Below are 17,247 nucleotides of genomic sequence, written 5' to 3'. Positions count from 1 at the left end.
GGAAACGCACATGACCTTGCACACTTCCAAGCACCGCATCGCCAAAGCCTGCGCCCTGGCCGCCGGCCTGACCCTGGCCTCGCTGCAGGCCTGGGCCGGCGCCGACGCCGCGCTCTACGGACCGACCGCGCCCAAGGGCTCGACCTTCGTGCGCCTGTACAACGCTGGCAGCCAGCCGGTCGCCGCCAGCGTCGGCAACACCCCGATCAACCAGGTCGGCGCCCAGTCCAGCAGCGATTTCAGCTTCATGCCGCAAGGCGACTACAGCGCCAAGGTCGGCAGCCAGAGCCTGCCGGTGAAGCTGGCCGCGGACCACTACTACACCCTGGTCAACCACGCCGACGGCAAGGCCCAGCTGGTGGAAGAACCGCCGTTCCGCAACAAGCAGAAGTCCCTGGTGCGGGTGCAGAACCTCAGCGACCAGGCCCTGACCCTGAAGACCGCCGACGGCAAGACCGAAGTGGTCAAGCCGGTGGCCGCCAGCGGCCGCGGCGAACGCGAGATCAACCCGGTGAAAGTCAGCCTGGCCCTGTACGAAGGCGACAAGAAGGTCAGCGACCTCAAGCCGGTCGCCCTCGAACGCGGCGAAGCGGCGGTGCTCTACGTCACCGGCTCCGGCAGCAACCTCTCGCCGGTCTGGGTCAAGCGCCCGGTCGCGACCCGTTAATCCACCCTATTCGCAGCTTTTTGGAGAACACCCATGATCCCAGTCATCCTGTCCGGTGGTAACGGTTCGCGCCTGTGGCCGCTGTCGCGCAAGCAATTCCCCAAGCAGTTCCTCGCCCTCACCGGTGAGCACACGCTGTTCCAGCAGACCCTGTCGCGCCTGGTCTTCGACGGCATGGACGCGCCCATCGTGGTGTGCAACAAGGACCACCGTTTCATCGTCAACGAGCAACTGGGCGCGCTCAAGCTGGAGACCCAGGCGATCCTCATGGAACCCTTCGGCCGCAACACCGCACCGGCGGTGGCGCTGAGCGCGATGAAGCTGGTCAACGAAGGCCGCGACGAGCTGATGCTGGTGCTCCCCGCCGACCACGTGATCGATGACCAGAAGGCCCTGCAACGCGCCCTGGCCCTGGCCACCATCGCTGCCGAACGCGGCGAGATGGTGCTGTTCGGCATCCCCGCGACCAAGCCGGAAACCGGCTATGGCTACATCCGCTCCAGCCAGGACGCACTGCTCCCCGAGGGCGTCAGCCGGGTCGCCCAGTTCGTCGAGAAACCGGATGAAAAACGCGCCCGCGAATTCGTCCAGGCCGGTGGCTACTTCTGGAACAGCGGCATGTTCCTGTTCCGCGCCAGCCGCTTCCTCGAAGAGCTGAAGAAACACGACCCGGACATCTACGACACCTGCCTGCTGACCCTCGAACGCAGCTCTGAAGACGGCGACAGCATCAGCATCGACGACGCCACCTTCGCCTGCTGCCCGGACAACTCCATCGACTACGCGGTGATGGAAAAGACCCAGCGCGCCTGCGTGGTGCCGCTGAGCGCCGGCTGGAGCGATGTCGGCTGCTGGTCGTCGCTGTGGGACGTGCACCCGAAGGACGACCACGGCAACGTCACCAAGGGCGACGTGGTGGTGCAGGACAGCCGCAACTGCATGATCCACGGCAACGGCAAGCTGGTCTCGGTGATCGGCCTGGAGAACATCGTCGTGGTCGAGACCAAGGACGCCATGATGATCGCCCACAAGGACAAGGTTCAGGGGGTCAAGCAACTGGTCAACACCCTCGACGCCCAGGGCCGCAGCGAAACCCAGACCCACTGCGAGGTGTACCGGCCGTGGGGCTCCTACGACTCGGTGGACATGGGCGGGCGCTTCCAGGTCAAGCACATCACGGTCAAGCCGGGTGCCAGCCTGTCGCTGCAGATGCACCACCACCGCGCCGAGCACTGGATCGTGGTCTCCGGCACCGCCGAGGTGACCTGTGACGAGAACGTCTTCCTGCTCACCGAGAACCAGTCGACCTACATTCCGATCGCCTCCATCCATCGCCTGCGCAACCCGGGCAAGATCCCCTTGGAGATCATCGAGGTGCAGTCCGGCAGCTACCTGGGCGAGGACGATATCGAGCGCTTCGAGGACATCTACGGGCGCTCGACGCCCATCGAGCGCGGCGTGTCGATCAAGACCATCGCCCAGTAACCCCGGCGGGAAATGACAGATCCCCTGCCTGACGACTAGGATCAGGGGATCGTCTTTCCCGGGGCATTGCACATGATCATCGGCATCCTGCTCATCCTGACCTGGCTGGTCCTGCTCCTGCGCTACCCGGCCAAGGCACTGCCGGTGTCGCTGGCGGCGCTGTTCGGTCTGGTCATGGTCGGGCTGTGGGTGGTCTGGCTGGACAACCGCGAGGCACGCCAGCTGGCGCGCCTCGAACTGCGTCTGGACTACGCCCCGCAGGACTGCCCGGCCGGGCGGCCGCTGCGGGTGAAGATGAACAACGGCAACGACGTGCCGCTGGTGGAACTGCGCTGGCGCGTCGCCGCCTATGCCCCCGGCGATACCGTCAACCTCGCCGAGAACACCTACGCCGCGCCGCGCTATCGCGGCCCCGGCGAACTCCAGGCCGGCGCCGACTGGAGCGACTGCCTGCCGCTGCCGCCGCTGCGTCCGGGCTACCGCGCGCAATCCCTGGAATTTCGTGCCGAACATCTGCAGGGCAGCTTTGCGGACTAGCATTTTTGTCAGTTTCGCGAAATCCCGCATCGGTGTTGAATGACGCTCATGAACCGCCTGCCGGCAAGGAAGGCCCCCATGGACGTGCGTCGCCTGACCTCCCTCGACTCACTGGAAGCCCTGCTGAACAGCGATGAGCGCGAACGACCCGGGTTGATCCTGGTCGGCGCCACCACCGTGCCGCAGACCTTCGCCCTGCTCCCGCACATCGAAGACCTGGCCGACCTGCTGCCGCAGTTCGTGTTCTACGCCCTCGACCTCGACGACTACCGCACCCCGCGCCGGGCACAGGCCCTGAACCGGTTGCTGGAGGCCTTGCACATCGATGCGCCAGCGCAGGTCCTGCTGCCCAGCAACTGCCCGCCGGTGACCCTGCACGCCACCCGCGACGAAGAAATCGACAAGGCATTGAAGCGGCTGTACTGACGCTTCCCGCGACGCCAGACGGAACTCGCCCATGACCGCTCCCGCGTCCCCGCATACCGCCACGCCCACCCTGGCCGCCGTCGATCCTCGCGGCCTGGCCCTGCGTACCGTCGGCTACTGCCGGGAGCACAGCGACCAGGCGCCCGCCGCGCGAATCGAGCGCTGCGCGCACAACGCCGCCGGCCAGCGCCAGGCCAGCTGGGACCCGCGCCTGTGGGCCCAGGGCAGCGTTGCGAACCTGCGACAGGTGTACGGGTTGTCCGGCCGCCTGCTGCTGAACGACAGCGTGGATGCCGGCTGGTCCCTGCAACTGCTCGCCGAAAGCGCGCTGCCCGTGCTCGTCTGGGACGCCCGCGGCACCCGTCGGCGCCTGGCCTATGACGAACGGCTGCGCCCTGTGGAAATCGCCGAGACGCCGGCACAGGGCAGTGAAAAGGTCAGCGAACGCTACGAGTACGCCGGCGCCGACAGCGGCTTCGCCGCGCACAACCAGTGCGGACGGCTGCTGCGTCATGACGATCCCGGCGGCACCCTGCACCTGCGCGGCTATGCCCTGAGCGCTGCACTGTGCCGGCAGACCCGGCATTTCCTCCAGTCCCTCGATGCGGTGGACTGGCCGAGCGCGGCCGCCGAGCGCGACGCCTTGCTGGAGCCTGGCGCCGGCTTCTCCAGCCATGAGGTCCATGACGCCGCCGGCCAGCTGATTTCCCGCACCGATGCGCGGGGCAACCAGACCCTGTTCCGGCATACCCTCGACGCCCGCCCCGGACCAATCGCCCTGCGCCTGGCCGGGGCCGGCAGCGCCACCGCGCTGCTGACCCGCGTGACCTACGATGCCTGGGGTCAGGTCGAACAGCAGACTGCCGGCAACGGCGTGCTCAGCCACTACACCCGCGATCCCGCCAGCGGCCGCCTGCTGCGCCTGCAACACGGCGTACCGGGGCTGCCTGCGCTGCAGGACCTGCACTATCGGCACGACCCACGCGGCAACCTGGTCGAGATCGTCGATGCGGCCATGCCGGTCCGGCATTTCGCCAACCAGCGCATCGAACCGCGCTGTACCTACCGCTACGACAGCCTCTACCAACTGGTCGAGGCCAGCGGCCACGAGTTCGTCGATGCCGTCCCGGGCCCGGGCCTGCCGCCGTTGCAGGCGCTGCCCGTCGCCCTCGCCCGGGCCGCACCCTGCTGGCCGAGGTCCGCTACCTGCCGGGGCTGGAACTGCGCAGCGACGACGCCAGCGGCGAACGCCTGCAGGTCATGCGCTGCGGGGTGGCGGAGGTTCTGCACTGGGAGCAGGGCCTGCCGTCCCGGCTCGCCAACGACCAGCAGCGCTACCCGCTGCGCGACCACCTGGGCTCGCACAACCTGGAGCTGGACGAGCAGGCCACGCTACTCACCCACGAGATCCACTATCCCTTCGGCGGCACCGCCTGGTGGGCCGCGTCGAGCAGCAGCCAGGCACGCTGCAAATGGCGTCGCCATGCCGCCAGGGAAATGGATGCCAGCGGCCTGTACTACTACGGCCAGCGCTACTACGCGCCGTGGCTGCAGCGCTGGATCAGCGCGGATCCGGCCGGCCCGGTCGACGGCCTCAACCTGTACCGGATGGTCGGCAACGACCCGCTGAACTTCGGCGACCACCAGGGCACGGTGAAGATTCCGGTGGATATCCTGCTGGTGGATGTCCTCGACCCGATCAGCGAGTCGATCGGCACTGGCTGGTACGAGGAACTGCGCTGGGATGCCGGCAGCCATGGCTTCATGCCGTCGCGCACGGTGTACAGCCGGGGCATGGCGCCGCTGGCCAGCGCCGAGGCGCAATGGTCGCTGTCCGAGGAAGGCAGCGCGGTGGCCCTGTTCCGTGATCGGCACGGCAGCCTGCGGCTGTTCGCCAACACCTTTCATCAGCACATGGGCATCCAGCCCGACATGGGCCTGCCCCTGTTCGCCGGGCTGCTCCAGCGCGGTGGCGACGGACAGGCCGTGTTCAGCAATCACTCCGGGCATTACAAACCGCCGGCCGCCGTCACCGAGGTGGCAGCGCTGCTGGAGGAACTGGCGCCCGCCGCCGGCCTGCGCTACGCGCCGATTGCCGAGTCCGCCGGCTTCGAAACCCGCCCACGGCTCGACCAGGTGACGGGGCCCGAGGCCTACGCGGACCTGGTCAAGGGCTTTCGCGCCGACAAATCCAGGCTCATCGACTACCTGAAGAGCAACGACCTGTGGGACGCCGCCCGCGCCGAACACCAGGACAACGAGGTCCTGAATGTGCTGTTCGAGATGGCCGACCACGGCCTGAGCGCCGACCAGGTCCATCAGCAGCGCCGTGCCAGGGCCCAGACCGCGGTGATGCCGTCCAGACCGCAGCGTCAGCGACCGAGCAACCCGCCGCCGCCCTCGCGGCAAAGCGCCGTGGTGCCCCGGCGGCCGGGCGGTCTCTTCGCGGTGTTGCGCAAATGCGTGGGGCGTTGAAGGGCGGCCAATCCGGGCTATGATCGCTGCTTCCCCTTTTAAGGATCGCTCCATGCCCGTCGCCCTGATCACCGGTTGTTCCAGCGGCATTGGCCGCGCCCTCGCCGACACCTTCCGCGATGCCGGTTTCACCGTCTGGGCCACGGCACGCCGTGGCGAGGACGTCGACCTGCTGCTGGCGGCGGGGTTTCGCGTGTGGAAGCTGGACGTCAACGACGCGCAGTCCCTGGCCCTCCTGGCCGAGGCGCTGGAAGCCGAGCACGACGGCCTCGACGTGCTGATCAACAACGCCGGCTACGGTGCCATGGGGCCCTTGCTCGACGGCGGCGTCGAAGCGATGCGCCAGCAGTTCGAGACCAATGTCTTCGCCGTGGTCGGCGTGACTCGTGCGCTGTTCCCGTTGCTGCGGCGCAGCCGCGGCCTGGTGGTGAACATCGGCAGCGTTTCCGGGGTGCTGGTGACGCCGTTCGCCGGCGCCTACTGTGCCTCGAAGGCCGCGGTGCATGCCTTGAGCGATGCCTTGCGCCTGGAACTGGCGCCGTTCGGGGTGCGGGTGATGGAAGTGCAGCCGGGGGCGATCCAGTCGAGTTTCGCCAGCAATGCCGGGCTGCGCGCCGAGCAGTTGCTGAAACCGGATTCACCCTGGTGGCCGCTGCGGGAAAACATCCGCGCCCGGACCCGGGCCTCGCAGGACCGGCCGACCCCGGCCAGCGCATTCGCCGCCGGGGTGCTGCGGGCCGTGCGCCAGTCGCCGACGCCGGGGCTGGTCAGGCTGGGCAATGGCAGCCGCGCCTTGCCGCTGCTGGCCAGCTGGCTGCCGAGCGGGTTGCTGCAGAAGGTGTTGAAGAAGAAATTCGGGCTGGATCGGCAGTTGTAATACCGTTGCGGCCTCATCGCCGAACCTTGTGGGAGCGGGCGTTGCCCGCGATGAGGCCCGCAAGAGCAACGCAGGACTCAGGCGATCGACCGCACCACCCCGCCATCCACCCGCATCGCCGCCCCGGTGGTCGCGCTGGCCTGGCGCGAGGCCAGGTAGACCACCAGGTTCGCCACCTCTTCCACCGTCGCCAGGCGCTGGATGATCGAGCTCGGGCGATGCTCGGCGATGAAGCTGGCTTCCAGCTCGGCCGTCGACACGCCCTGCGCCCTGGCCATCTCGCCGAAGAAATCGCCCACCCCTTCCGAGCGGGTCGGCCCTGGCAGCACGGCATTCACCGTCACCCCGGTACCGGCCAGGGTTTCCGCCAGCCCGCGAGACACCGCGAGCAGCGCGGTCTTGGTGGTGCCGTAGTGGATCATCTCGGTGGGGATCTGCAGTGCCGACTCGCTGGACAGGAACAGCACCCGGCCCCAGTCGCGCTCCTTCATGCCCTGCGCATAGTGCCGCGACAAGCGCACCGCGCTGAGCACGTTGACGTCGAAGAAACGTTGCCATTCCTCGTCGCTGATCTCGAAAAAACCCTTGGGCTCGAAGATGCCCAGGTTGTTGACCAGGATGTCGGTCTGCGGCACCAGGTCGAACAAGCGGCGGGCGCCTGCGGCCGTGCCGAGGTCGGCGGCGACGCCGATGATCCGTGCCGCCGGCACGCGCTCGCGGACCTGCTTGAGGGCCTGGTCGACCCGCGCCTGGGTGCGCCCGTTGAGCACCACCTCGGCGCCGGCATCAGCCAGGCCGATGGCGATGGCCAGGCCGATGCCGGCGGTGGAACCACTGACGATGGCGCGTTTGCCGTTCAGGGAAATGTGCATGATCTGCCTCCCGGTTGATCAGAAATTCGTGTGGTGTTGGGTGAAGCAAAAACATCCTTGTAGGAGCGAGCTCGCTCGCGAACGGGCGCGCAGCGGCCGCAACACCGGATAACACCGATTGGGGACCGCTATGCGGTCCTTCGCGACGGTTCGGCGCTCCGACAAGCTCGCTCCTACAGAGTGCGTGCAATCAATGGCTGGCCACAGGTTCATCGAACGCCTGCCAGCCACCGCCCAGGGCCTTGTACAGGCCCACCAGGGCCTGGGACACCGCCGCCGAGCTGTCGATCCACTGCTCCTCGCTGGCCAGCAACGCACTCTGCACGCTGAGCACGTTGAGGAAGTCCACCGCCCCCTCCACGTACTGACGCTGCGCGGTCTCCAGGGCGATGCGGTTCTGCTGCACGGCCTCGGCAAGATGATCGCGACGCAGCTGACTGGCGTTGTACAGGCGTAGCACATCGTCGATTTCATGCCAGGCCCGCAGCACCACCTGGCGATAATTCAGCGCCGCTTCCTGCTGCTGCGCCTCGCGCAGTTCGAGCACGCCGCTCAGGCGCCCGCCCTCGAACAGCGGCAGGGAAATCTGCGGGCCGATGGCAAAGCGCCGGGCATCCCAGGCGCCGAAATCGCTCAGTTGCATGGCCTGGAAACCAAGGTTGCCGGACAAGCGAATGCTCGGATAGAAGTCGGCCTTCGCCACGCCGATGCTGGCCGTGGCGGCATGCAGGCGCGCCTCGGCCTGGCGAATGTCCGGACGCCGCGCGGCCAGTTCCGACGGCACGCCGATGGCGAAGCGTTGCTGCGGCGCCGGCAGTTCGGCGGGCGCCAGCAGCTCGTTCTGCAGGCTGCGTGGCGGCTCGGCAGCGAGCAGCGCGAGGGCGTTGAGCAAATCCGCCTCGCGCGCTTCCAGGGTCGGCAGGCGGGCTTCGATGGACGCCACCTGGGCGCTGGCCTGGGCCACGTCGAGGCGGGTGGCGACGCCCTGGGCCTGACGGTCGTTGGACAGTTCCAGGCTGTGCCGCGCCACCTTGAGGTTGTCACGGGTCACCGCCAGGGTGTGCTGCACGGCGCGCAGCTGGATGTAGTCACCCGCGGTTTCCGCGAGCAGGGCCAGCAGCACGCCGCGCCGGTCGTTTTCCGCGACTTCGATGCTGGCATCGGCAGCTTCCACCTGGCGCCGCACGCGGCCCCAGAGGTCCAGTTCCCAGCCGGCGACCAGATCGCCCTGCCACAGGTTGTAGGCCTTGCGCCCGGCATTGCCCGATGGGTCGTTGAGGCCTTCGGCACTGTTGCGCGCACGGCTGTAGCCGGCGTTCAGGTCCAGCGCCGGGGTCTGCTCGGCGGCGATGCTGCTGCGCAGGGCGCGGCTTTGCACGAGACGGGCGCTGGCCATGCGCAGGTCGAGATTGTTCTGCGCAACGCGCTGGATCAGCGCACTGAGCCGGGCGTCATGAAAACCCTCCCACCAGCGCGCCTCCAGCGGCTCGGCCTGGGGCTGGCTGGGCGCGGCCTCGCCCTGCAGCGGCGCCCACTGCTGTGGCGCCTGGCTGTCAGGACGCTGGAAATCAGGCCCCAGGGTGCAGCCGGCAAGGACCACGCCGAGCAGCAACGGACTCATGCGAAACAGGCTGTTCATCGCGCACTGACCTCCCTGGCGGCGAGGACATCGCCCTGGGTATCGATGCGCGCTTCCACCGACATGCCCACGCGCAGGCGCTGCAGCAGCGGCTGGTCGGCGTCGAAGACGATCTTCACCGGAATGCGCTGGACCACCTTGGTGAAGTTGCCGGTGGCGTTGTCCGGCTTGACCGCGGCGAAGGTCACCCCGGTCGCCGGGGCAATGCTCTCGACGTGACCGCGCAGGGTCTCGCCGGAAAAGGTGTCGACGCTGATGTTCACCGGCTGCCCCGGTTGCACGTGGGTCAGCTGGGTTTCCTGGAAGTTGCCGACCACGTAGGCGCGGTTCAGCGGCACCACCGAGAGCAGGCGCGCGCCCGGGTTGACGTAGGCGCCGACGCGCAGCGCGCGCTCGCCGACCATGCCGTCCACGGGGGCGACGATGCGCGTATAGGACAGGTCCAGGTTGGCCTTCTCCAGCCCCGCTTCGGCGCGCTTGAGCTGGCCGTCGGCACTGGCCACCTGGGCTTCGAGGATATCCACCTGCTTGCGCGTCGCCAGCAGAGCGGCCTCGACGTTGGCCAGGCGGGCACGGGCCTGATCGACCCCGCTGCGGGCCTGCTGGGCGTTCTGCACGGTGCCGGCGCCCTGCTCGGCGAGGCGGCTGTAGCGGGTCACTTCATGATCGGCGAAGGCCGCCTCGGCCTGGGCTGCCTTCACCGCCGCCTCGGCCTGGGCGATCACTGCCGCCTGGCGCTCCAGGGTCGCTCGGGCATCGGCACTCTGCGCCCGGGCCACCAGCAACTGGGCCTGGGCGGCATCCAGCGCGGCCTGGTAGTCGCGGGCGTCGAGGGTCGCCAGCAACTGCCCGGCCTGGACCTGCTGGTTGTCTTCCACCAGGACTTCCTTGATGAAGCCGGCCACCTTCGGCGCGACCACGGTGTAGTCGGCGCTGACATAGGCATCGTTGGTACTTTGCGAATGATCGTTGCCCAGCAGGTGCGGGCCGGCGATAGCCGCGCACACGGCGATGGCGAGCAGCGAGCCGATGAGGATGTTCTTGCGAGTGTTGGTCATAGCGACAATCTCTTGTTCGTCCAGGCTCAGGCCACCGCACGCGGTGGATAGACCCGGGTGGGCACGAAAGGAATCAGGCAGATCAGGGCCGCGGCGATGCAGGCCATGACCAGGTAGAGGTCGGCCGAGGTCAGCACCAGGGCCTGTTCATGAATGCGTCTGGCCAGGCCGGCGGCGCTGTCGTCGATCAGCGGTGCGTTGCCGAGGCTGTCGGCCAGATGCGTGGAATGGAAATGCCGGCGCACGGTGCCAAGGGCGTCGAGCAAGCCACCGGCGACCACCGCGGCGAGGCCCTTGACCGTGTTGAACCAGGCCGAGGCGAACGGGCCTTCCTGCGGGGTCATGCCGTTGGTGGACAGCATCAGCAGCGGCAGCACCGCCATCGGCTGGCCGAACACATGCAGCAGTTGCAGGACATAGAAATTGTCGCGAATCCACACCGAGGTCAGTTGGGTGCCGCCGATGCAGGCCAGCATCAGCATGCCCAGGCCACAAGCCAGGACCCAGCGGCAGTCCACCGCGCGGATGTTGCACAGCGCCGCCACCAGCGGCAGCGAAACCAGTTGCGGCATGGCCACCAGCAGCATCAGCGGGCTGGTCTGCGCCGGGCGATAGCCCTGGATCTGCGCCAGGTACGCGGAGGGAATGCTGATCGCCGCGGACAGCACGATCAGCACCCCGGCCAGGGTCAGCAGGGCGAAGCTGAGGTTGCGCCGCTGGAGCATGCGCAACTGGAAGAACGGCAGCGGCTCGGACCACTCGTTGAACAGGAACAGCACCAGCAGGACCAGGCCGCCACCGAGCAGCCAGCTGATCAGCGGCGAATCGAACCAGCCCCAGCGATCGCCCAGGGTCAGGCCGAGCACCAGCGAGCTGATCGCCGGCAGGCCGAGCAGCACGCCGCGCCAGTCCAGCTGACGGAAGCGTTCGAGGCGCAGCGGGTCCTGCGGCAGGCCCCAGCCGACGCAGAACATCGCCAGCAGCGAAGGCAGGATGATCTGCCAGAACGACCAGCGCCAGCCGACGTACTCGGTCCACAACCCGGCCAGCGGCGTGCCCAGGTTGGGGCCGAAGGTGGCGGTCAGGGCATAGCAGGCCAGGCCGTAGACCTTGATCCCCGGCGGCAGGAAACGCAGGGCCACGCTCATCAGCATTGGCGGTAGCGCACCGGAGGCCAGGCCCTGGAGGGTGCGCAGCAGCATCAGGCTGTGCAGGTCCGGGGCATAGGGCTGGACCAACCCGAGTACAGCGAACAGGCCGATGGCGGACAGGGTGAAACGGCGCAGGGAAAAGGTCGCCGCCAGCCACGGCGAGAAGGCCATGGCCGACACCGAGGCGGCGGCATACACCGCCACCAGCCAGGCGCCTTCGTCGGCGCCAATGCCCATGGCGCCGCGGATATCGGCCAGCGAGACCTTGGTCACCATCTCGTTGAGCCCGGCACAGAGCACCGCCAGCAGCACGCCGAACAGCCCGACCACCACCCGCAGGCCGAACGGCTGCGCGGGGGCTGCCGCTACGGGAGCGGCAGCGGGCGCGGCGAGGGGCGCGGACAGGGACGTCATCAGAAATCTCCAGCAACAAATTGACTGGAGAGAGTCTAGAAACCCGTAATGCTGACGAAAACTGACTTATTGGCAGTTTACAGTTGCAGCAAACGCAATCCGCCGGTCACGGGTCGACTTCGCAGCAGGTTTTCAGGGTCTGGCGCAGCCAGCGGTGCGCCGGATCGTTGTGAAAGCGCGGGTGCCAGGCCTGCATCACCGTGACCCGTTCCAGCGGCAGCGGGATCTCGAAGGAGCGCAGCGGCAGGCCGAGGCGGTGCACGCTGTTGAGGATATTGGCCGGCATCGGCAGGAGCAGGTCCGACGCCGGCAGGGAGAACATCGCCGAGTGGAAGCTCGGGGTGATCAGCGCCACCCGCCGCTGCACCTTGTAGTTGGCCAGCTCGACATCGATCGGCCCGTTGGCCCGACCGCGCCGCGAGACGCTGATCTGCGGGTAGGCGGCGAAGGTCGCGGGGGTGATGTCGCCATCGAAGATCGGATGGTCGCGCCGCGCCAAGCCGACATAGACGGTGTTGAACAGGCTCTGCACCTTGATCTCCGGGCCCAGGTCGATGGTCGAGCTGATGATCAGGTCGGTGCGTCCGTCGCGCAGCACCAGGTCATCGTCACCGCCGGTCTCCGGGACGAAGCGCAGCACGGTGCGCGGCGCCTGCTCGTGCATCATGCGCAGCAACTGGGCGCCGTAGAGGGCAATGAACAGGTCGTTGGTGCGGATGTTGAAGGCGCGTTCGAGGCTCGGCAGGTGCACCTCGTCGCCGCCATGGAACACCTGGCCGGCCTGTTCCACCAGGGTCCGCACCTGCTCCTGCAGGGCCAGGGCCCGTGGGGTCGGAACCAGGCCGCGACCGGCGCGGACCAGGATCGGATCGCCGAGGGCTTCGCGGATCCGGCTCAGGGTCCGGCTCATCGCCGCCGGGCTGAGGTTCATGCGCTGGGCGGCACCAACCACACTGCCCTCGTCGAGCAGGGCATCGAGGGCGACAAGCAGGTTCATGTCCGGGAGTTGCATGGCCAGGTTCCGTTTGGCGAATGATGGAAAGGCGATGGTAACAGCTCGCTGGATTGCGTCGGACGCAACATTCCAGTGCATGGCAGGCCATTTATCAGGGCAGTGGTATGGATCGAGAATGCCCTGCTTTCGCCGCTTTCCAAGGAGTTGCCCATGCCCAGCCCGGTTCTGATCGCCATCGATGCCTCACCCTCCTGCACGGCCCTGCTCGATCTGGTGCGGCGTTACTGTCGGCCACGGGAGCATCAGTTGCATGTACTGCTGGCGATCGACAGCAGCTTCGCCGTGCATGACCATGCCGCGCCCTATACCCGTGGCGAACTGGCGGAGTACCCGGCGGCCTGCGACGAGCAGCAGCAGGCCGAACGCGCGGTGGCGGAGGCGGTCTGGGCGCTGCGCGACAGCGGGTTCGGCGACTGCATCGGCAGCATGGTGGCGCAGGAGCCGGTCGAGGCCATCGTCGACAAGGCACGGGAACTGGGCTGCGAGTTGATCGTGATGGGCCACCGCCACCTGTCGCGGTTCGGCCGGCTGCTGGACCCGTCGATCAGCAGCAAGGTGATCGATCGGGTGGCCTGTCCGGTGCTGGTGGCACCGGCTTGAGCATCCGGGCCTGCGAAAGACCATCCATCGATATCAGGCCCGCACCTTGCTAAGGATCTGAACTCCCCCTTTTTCGACCAGTCAATCGATGACTGTCATTGCAAGGTGAAGCGTCATGCACAACCCCTTTCAACAGATCAGCGCCGCGTTTTCAGCGCGCTACCGGGTCAACCTGAGCATCGAGCGCCTCGACGGCAGCATCATGCTGACCCTCTCCGACGACGACGGCATCGTCGCCAAGCGCCTGATCAGCCCGGCCCAGCGCAACGACCCGCAGCGCCTGGAACGGCTGATCGACAGCGTGAACTTCGGCATCGCCATCGAGCAGGGGCACAGTGCGCTGGAGGTCCTGGCGGCGATGACCGAACGCGGGGCGGGTGCCAGTCGCTGGAACAGCAGCACTCATCACTGACAGGCCGGTTCAGTCCCCCCAGAAAGCCCCGCTGACATCGATGGCCCGGTCCTCATCGACAAACGCCACCCGCCGCCGCACCTGCCGATACAACTGCGCGGCGCCCTCGCCCAGGCGGATGTCCCCACGCAGATCCACCGCCTGCGCCGCGATCACCGCTTCGATGCGGATCAGCCAGTCCAGGCGCTGCAGCAGCGTGCCGGTCTTTTCCACCACACCCAGGGCCTGCCCGGCATAGTCCTCGACCCGGTCCGCCACCGGCACGCTGAGGGCCGGCAACGGGTTGGCCAGGTGGACGATGTCCGCCACCAGCGCCGCCGCGGTGCGCTGCAAGGCCGCCAGGCCGACCTGCCCCGGCCTGGGGCTGAGCGCGCGCGGCAACTCGCTGGACGTCGGCGACAACAGCTTGGCCATGCGCTCGGCACTCGCCACCGCCACCCGGCTCAAGGCCAGCCCCAGGCCCTCGAACGCCAGCGCCAGAGGGGTGCTGTCAAAGTTGGCGGTGACCAGCACCTGACGGCTCTCCTCGACCAGCGCCGGATTGTCCGCGCCACTGCCCAGCTCGATCTCCAGCACCTCGCCGGCCCATTGCCAGGCATGGCGCGCCGCCCCCAGCACCACGGTGGCGCAACGAAAACTCAAGGGATCCTGCAGGCGCCGCGCCTGCCCCGGATCGAGCAGATCACTGGCCGCCAGCAAATCCAGCAAGGCCGCCGACACCTCGGCCTGCCCCGGCGCCGGACGCAGGCGCGCGGCCCACGGCTGGAACGGCACGAGGCTGGCGCGATAGCCCTCGCAGGCCAGGGCCAGCACCGCCAGTTGCCGCTCCAGCAGGCGCCCCGCCTCGGCCACCAGCAAGGCCCCCAGGCCGATGCTCGCCGAGTTGGCCGAGACCAGGGCGAGACCGTCCTTGTCCTTCGGCAGCAACGGCTGCAGACCGGCACGGCGCAGCGCCTCCAGTGCCGGCAGACGCTCGCCGCGGTACTCGACCCAGCCCTGCCCCTGCAAGGCCAGGGTCACATGGGCCAGTGGCGCCAGGTCGCTTTCACCCAGCGAACCGAGCAACGGCACCTCGGGATGGATGCCGTGTTCGAGCAAGGCCTGCAGGGCCTCGGCAGCGTGCAGGGAAATCCCCGAACGGCCCTGGGCCAGCCCGGCAAGACGCGCGCAGATGATCGCGCGCACTTCGCGGCGCGACGCCAGGCGCCCCACACCCACCGCGCGCCCAGCGGCGATGCGCCGCTGGAAGTCGCCATCGTCCTGGCGCTGATCCACCGCCGCACCGAGCCCGGTGCTCACGCCGTAGATCGGCGTGCCCGCGGCGATCAGCTCAAGCAGCAGGCGGTGCCCGGCCGCGATGCGCTCCCGCGCCGTCTCGCCCAGGCACAATGGCGCGTCGTCATCCACCACCGCCAGCCACTGCGCCAGGGTCAAACCGCCGCGTCCCGGCTCCAGCGTGCTCATGCAAAGCGCAGCCGCTGGCCGATCCCCAGGCGCCTGGCCTTGTCCAGCAAGGCATGGCCAAGCGCGATATCACTGAGGCTGAGGCCGCGATGCCAGAACAGGATGGTTTCCTCCGGGTGCTCACGGCCGGGCTTGCGTCCGGCGACGATCTCGCCGAGCTCGGCATGCAGGGTCTCGGCACTGAGCCTGCCGCTCTCGACATGGGCCCGCAGCGCGCCGAACTGCCCCCCCTTGCACTGGCCCCAGTCGTCCACCACCAGCTTGTCCATGATGTCGGTCAGCGACAGTTCCACCGCGCTCATGGTCCCGTAGGGCACGACGAAGGCACCGGGCTTGATCCATTCGGTACGCAGCAAGGGCTCCGGCCGTTCCAGGCGCGAGGCTTCGACGACGATATCGGCGCCGCGCACGGTGCTTTCCCAGTCCTCGGTGACCCGCACCGGCTTGCCCAGGTCGCGGCGCAGGCGCTCGGCAAAGGCCTCGCGGCTTTCCACCCGGCGCGAATGCACGCGGATCTCGTCGAAATCGAACAGGTGATCGAGCAGGCGCACATTCCAGTAGGCCGTGCCGCGCGCGCCGATATGCGCGAGCACCTTGCTGCGCGGATGGGCCAGGTGGCGGGCACCGATGGCGGTCAGGGCGCCGGTGCGCATGTCGGTGATCACCGAGGCGTCGAGAATCGCCTGGGGCACGCCGGTGGCCGGGTCCATCAGGTTGAGGATGGCCAGCTCGGAGGGCAGGCCCAGGCGATAGTTGTCGACGAAATCGCCGACCACCTTGACCCCGGCGCGGCCGATATCACCGCCGAGCACGCCACGCAGGACATTGAAGTGACCGTTGATGCCCTGACCGGGTATCAGGTGGGTACGCGGCTCGATCACCGCCTCCCCGCGCCCTTGCAGGCTCAACCCGGCCTCGACGGCGGCGAGGATCTCGGCGTTGTCGAGGTTCAGTTCGGCGATGTCCAGGCCGTTGAGAAAATCGATATGGATCGGTGCCATGGCAACCTCGCTCATCACAGGCTCCCGCTGACTTTCGCCGCCACGTCCGCCGGCACCCAGGCACTCCACACCTGCGGATGCTCCCGCAGGAAGGCCTGGGCCACGCTGCGCGGTTGCAGGCGTTTTTCGCTCATCTGGCCGAGGGTCTGGTTGAGCAGGTCGATGGGCAGGTCGACCTTGCTGAAGAACTCGACCAGCTCCGGATACTGCGCATGGAAAGGCGCCGACACCCCGATCGCCAGGCGCGCCGGCATCGAGCGCGTGCCACGCGGGTTGGGGTGGCTGGCGTTGGACAGGGTCTTCCAGGCCTCGGCATCGAAGGGCGGCTCTTCCAGCTTGACCAGCTTGTAGCGGCCCAGCAGCGGGGTCGGCGACCAGTAGTAGAACAGCACCGGCTTGCCGCGGCGGATCGAGGTCGCCACCTCGGCATCCAGCGCCGCGCCGGAGCCGGTGCGGAAGTTGACGAAGCTGTCATTCAGCCCATAGGCCTTGAGTTTCTGGCTGTTGACGATTTCCGAGGTCCAGCCGGTGGGGCTGTTGAGGAAGCGGCCCTTGTCGGGCGACTCGGGGTCGCGGAAGACGCTGGCGTAGCGCGGCAGATCGGCCACCGATTTCAGTTCCGGGGCCAGGGGCTGGATGCCGCGCTCGGGGTCGCCCTTGATGACGAATTCCGGCACCCACCAGCCTTCGGTGGCGCCCTTGACCGTATCGCCGAGGCCAAACACCTTGCCTTCGGCTTCGGCCTTGACCCAGGCCGGGCTGCGGCCGGCCCATTCCTCGCCGATGACCTGGATATCGTTCTTCGCCAGCGCCGCTTCGAGGCTGACGGTGCTGCCCGGCAGGGTGTCGGTGGGATAGCCGTAGCCTTTTTCGACGATGGTGCGCAGCAGCTCGGTGATCAGGCTGCCGCTTTCCCAGGTGATGTCGCCGAAGTGGATGGGTTGCGCCTTGTCGCTGGCGTGGGTGGTCAGGGAGAGGGCCAGGAGTGAGGTGGCCAGCAGGGATTTGAGTCGTTTCATGGGTACCTCGGTGACGAGGGGACCGCTTGCGGTCCTTCGCGAGCAAGCTCGCTCCCACAGGGGTTGGCTCAGGTCCTGGCCTTTCCTGTGGGAGCGAGCTTGCTCGCGAAGGGCCGCAACGCGGCCCCAAAAAGG

Annotated in this window: 16 protein-coding genes; 8 read left to right on the top strand and 8 right to left on the bottom strand. The window is 68.0% G+C overall.

All coding sequences use genetic code 11. From position 1 onward, the window contains the following. Positions 1–10 precede the first annotated feature (10 nt). The 6 genes from RTI28_RS08160 to RTI28_RS08135 all read left to right on the top strand — a co-directional run bounded on the left by RTI28_RS08160 (position 11) and on the right by RTI28_RS08135 (position 6,467). Positions 11–667, top strand: coding sequence for an alginate O-acetyltransferase AlgF (locus tag RTI28_RS08160; RefSeq protein WP_316919987.1), 657 nt, complete (start codon positions 11–13; stop codon positions 665–667). Positions 668–700: 33 nt separating this feature from the next. Further along, entirely contained in the window at positions 701–2,152 is a 1,452-nt protein-coding gene (locus RTI28_RS08155) for a mannose-1-phosphate guanylyltransferase/mannose-6-phosphate isomerase (protein ID WP_316919986.1), read from the top strand. A 72-nt stretch (positions 2,153–2,224) separates the two neighbouring features. Continuing rightward, the gene (locus RTI28_RS08150; RefSeq protein WP_316919985.1) at positions 2,225–2,689 is read left to right on the top strand and encodes a multidrug transporter; all 465 of its coding nucleotides are present in this window, start codon (positions 2,225–2,227) and stop codon (positions 2,687–2,689) included. A 78-nt stretch (positions 2,690–2,767) separates the two neighbouring features. Beyond that, positions 2,768–3,115 (top strand): hypothetical protein, encoded by a 348-nt coding sequence (locus RTI28_RS08145; protein WP_316919984.1) that lies wholly within the window; start codon positions 2,768–2,770, stop codon positions 3,113–3,115. A 1,260-nt stretch (positions 3,116–4,375) separates the two neighbouring features. Beyond that, positions 4,376–5,590 (top strand): RHS repeat-associated core domain-containing protein, encoded by a 1,215-nt coding sequence (locus RTI28_RS08140; protein WP_316919983.1) that lies wholly within the window; start codon positions 4,376–4,378, stop codon positions 5,588–5,590. Between the two features lie 52 nt (positions 5,591–5,642). Then, positions 5,643–6,467, top strand: a complete 825-nt coding sequence (locus RTI28_RS08135) for an SDR family oxidoreductase (protein WP_316919982.1) — start codon at positions 5,643–5,645, stop codon at positions 6,465–6,467. A 77-nt stretch (positions 6,468–6,544) separates the two neighbouring features. On the opposite strand, the gene RTI28_RS08130 is transcribed toward RTI28_RS08135, so the two are convergent. From RTI28_RS08130 to RTI28_RS08110, 5 genes are all read right to left on the bottom strand, one after another. After that, positions 6,545–7,339, bottom strand: a complete 795-nt coding sequence (locus RTI28_RS08130) for an SDR family NAD(P)-dependent oxidoreductase (RefSeq protein ID WP_316919981.1) — start codon at positions 7,337–7,339, stop codon at positions 6,545–6,547. A gap of 190 nt (positions 7,340–7,529) precedes the next feature. Further along, positions 7,530–8,978 (bottom strand): efflux transporter outer membrane subunit, encoded by a 1,449-nt coding sequence (locus RTI28_RS08125; RefSeq protein ID WP_316919980.1) that lies wholly within the window; start codon positions 8,976–8,978, stop codon positions 7,530–7,532. Continuing rightward, the gene (locus tag RTI28_RS08120; RefSeq protein ID WP_316919979.1) at positions 8,975–10,036 is read right to left on the bottom strand and encodes an HlyD family secretion protein; all 1,062 of its coding nucleotides are present in this window, start codon (positions 10,034–10,036) and stop codon (positions 8,975–8,977) included. Before RTI28_RS08120 ends, RTI28_RS08125 begins: the two co-directional genes overlap by 4 nt. 26 nt (positions 10,037–10,062) lie before the next feature. Further along, a complete protein-coding gene (locus tag RTI28_RS08115; RefSeq protein WP_316919978.1) occupies positions 10,063–11,601 on the bottom strand; it encodes an MFS transporter in 1,539 nt (512 codons plus the stop codon). A 106-nt stretch (positions 11,602–11,707) separates the two neighbouring features. Beyond that, entirely contained in the window at positions 11,708–12,613 is a 906-nt protein-coding gene (locus RTI28_RS08110) for a LysR family transcriptional regulator (RefSeq protein WP_316919977.1), read from the bottom strand. 153 nt (positions 12,614–12,766) lie between these two features. Between RTI28_RS08110 and RTI28_RS08105 the strand changes: the two genes are divergently transcribed. Next, on the top strand, positions 12,767–13,216 hold the full coding sequence (locus tag RTI28_RS08105; RefSeq protein WP_316919976.1) for a universal stress protein: 450 nt from the start codon (positions 12,767–12,769) through the stop codon (positions 13,214–13,216). 115 nt (positions 13,217–13,331) lie between these two features. After that, positions 13,332–13,628 (top strand): DUF3509 domain-containing protein, encoded by a 297-nt coding sequence (locus RTI28_RS08100; RefSeq protein ID WP_316919975.1) that lies wholly within the window; start codon positions 13,332–13,334, stop codon positions 13,626–13,628. A gap of 9 nt (positions 13,629–13,637) precedes the next feature. Here the strand turns inward: RTI28_RS08100 and RTI28_RS08095 are convergent, their stop codons facing one another. The 3 genes from RTI28_RS08095 to RTI28_RS08085 are packed head-to-tail and all read right to left on the bottom strand — an operon-like array spanning position 13,638 to position 17,112. After that, positions 13,638–15,092, bottom strand: a complete 1,455-nt coding sequence (locus RTI28_RS08095) for an aromatic amino acid ammonia-lyase (RefSeq protein WP_316919974.1) — start codon at positions 15,090–15,092, stop codon at positions 13,638–13,640. Beyond that, positions 15,089–16,108 (bottom strand): ornithine cyclodeaminase family protein, encoded by a 1,020-nt coding sequence (locus RTI28_RS08090; protein ID WP_316919973.1) that lies wholly within the window; start codon positions 16,106–16,108, stop codon positions 15,089–15,091. Before RTI28_RS08090 ends, RTI28_RS08095 begins: the two co-directional genes overlap by 4 nt. Then, positions 16,108–17,112 carry an ABC transporter substrate-binding protein gene (locus tag RTI28_RS08085; protein WP_316919972.1) on the bottom strand — a complete coding sequence of 335 codons (1,005 nt, stop codon included), beginning with the start codon at positions 17,110–17,112 and terminating at the stop codon, positions 16,108–16,110. The genes RTI28_RS08090 and RTI28_RS08085 overlap by 1 nt, the downstream gene beginning before the upstream one ends. Positions 17,113–17,247: the final 135 nt, after the last annotated feature.

The sequence above is a fragment of the Pseudomonas sp. zfem002 genome (genome assembly GCF_032621685.1).
GTDB lineage: Bacteria > Pseudomonadota > Gammaproteobacteria > Pseudomonadales > Pseudomonadaceae > Aquipseudomonas > Aquipseudomonas japonica.
This window is presented reverse-complemented; position numbering and strand designations above follow the sequence as displayed.

Bases quoted from the DNA above. Each gene is read 5' to 3' on its own strand.
- RTI28_RS08160 (WP_316919987.1), top strand. From the start codon at position 11: ATGACCTTGCACACTTCCAAGCACCGCATCGCCAAAGCCTGCGCCCTG.
- RTI28_RS08155 (WP_316919986.1), top strand. From the start codon at position 701: ATGATCCCAGTCATCCTGTCCGGTGGTAACGGTTCGCGCCTGTGGCCG.
- RTI28_RS08150 (WP_316919985.1), top strand. From the start codon at position 2,225: ATGATCATCGGCATCCTGCTCATCCTGACCTGGCTGGTCCTGCTCCTG.
- RTI28_RS08145 (WP_316919984.1), top strand. From the start codon at position 2,768: ATGGACGTGCGTCGCCTGACCTCCCTCGACTCACTGGAAGCCCTGCTG.
- RTI28_RS08140 (WP_316919983.1), top strand. From the start codon at position 4,376: ATGCGCTGCGGGGTGGCGGAGGTTCTGCACTGGGAGCAGGGCCTGCCG.
- RTI28_RS08135 (WP_316919982.1), top strand. From the start codon at position 5,643: ATGCCCGTCGCCCTGATCACCGGTTGTTCCAGCGGCATTGGCCGCGCC.
- RTI28_RS08130 (WP_316919981.1), bottom strand. From the start codon at position 7,339: ATGCACATTTCCCTGAACGGCAAACGCGCCATCGTCAGTGGTTCCACC.
- RTI28_RS08125 (WP_316919980.1), bottom strand. From the start codon at position 8,978: ATGAACAGCCTGTTTCGCATGAGTCCGTTGCTGCTCGGCGTGGTCCTT.
- RTI28_RS08120 (WP_316919979.1), bottom strand. From the start codon at position 10,036: ATGACCAACACTCGCAAGAACATCCTCATCGGCTCGCTGCTCGCCATC.
- RTI28_RS08115 (WP_316919978.1), bottom strand. From the start codon at position 11,601: ATGACGTCCCTGTCCGCGCCCCTCGCCGCGCCCGCTGCCGCTCCCGTA.
- RTI28_RS08110 (WP_316919977.1), bottom strand. From the start codon at position 12,613: ATGCAACTCCCGGACATGAACCTGCTTGTCGCCCTCGATGCCCTGCTC.
- RTI28_RS08105 (WP_316919976.1), top strand. From the start codon at position 12,767: ATGCCCAGCCCGGTTCTGATCGCCATCGATGCCTCACCCTCCTGCACG.
- RTI28_RS08100 (WP_316919975.1), top strand. From the start codon at position 13,332: ATGCACAACCCCTTTCAACAGATCAGCGCCGCGTTTTCAGCGCGCTAC.
- RTI28_RS08095 (WP_316919974.1), bottom strand. From the start codon at position 15,092: ATGAGCACGCTGGAGCCGGGACGCGGCGGTTTGACCCTGGCGCAGTGG.
- RTI28_RS08090 (WP_316919973.1), bottom strand. From the start codon at position 16,108: ATGAGCGAGGTTGCCATGGCACCGATCCATATCGATTTTCTCAACGGC.
- RTI28_RS08085 (WP_316919972.1), bottom strand. From the start codon at position 17,112: ATGAAACGACTCAAATCCCTGCTGGCCACCTCACTCCTGGCCCTCTCC.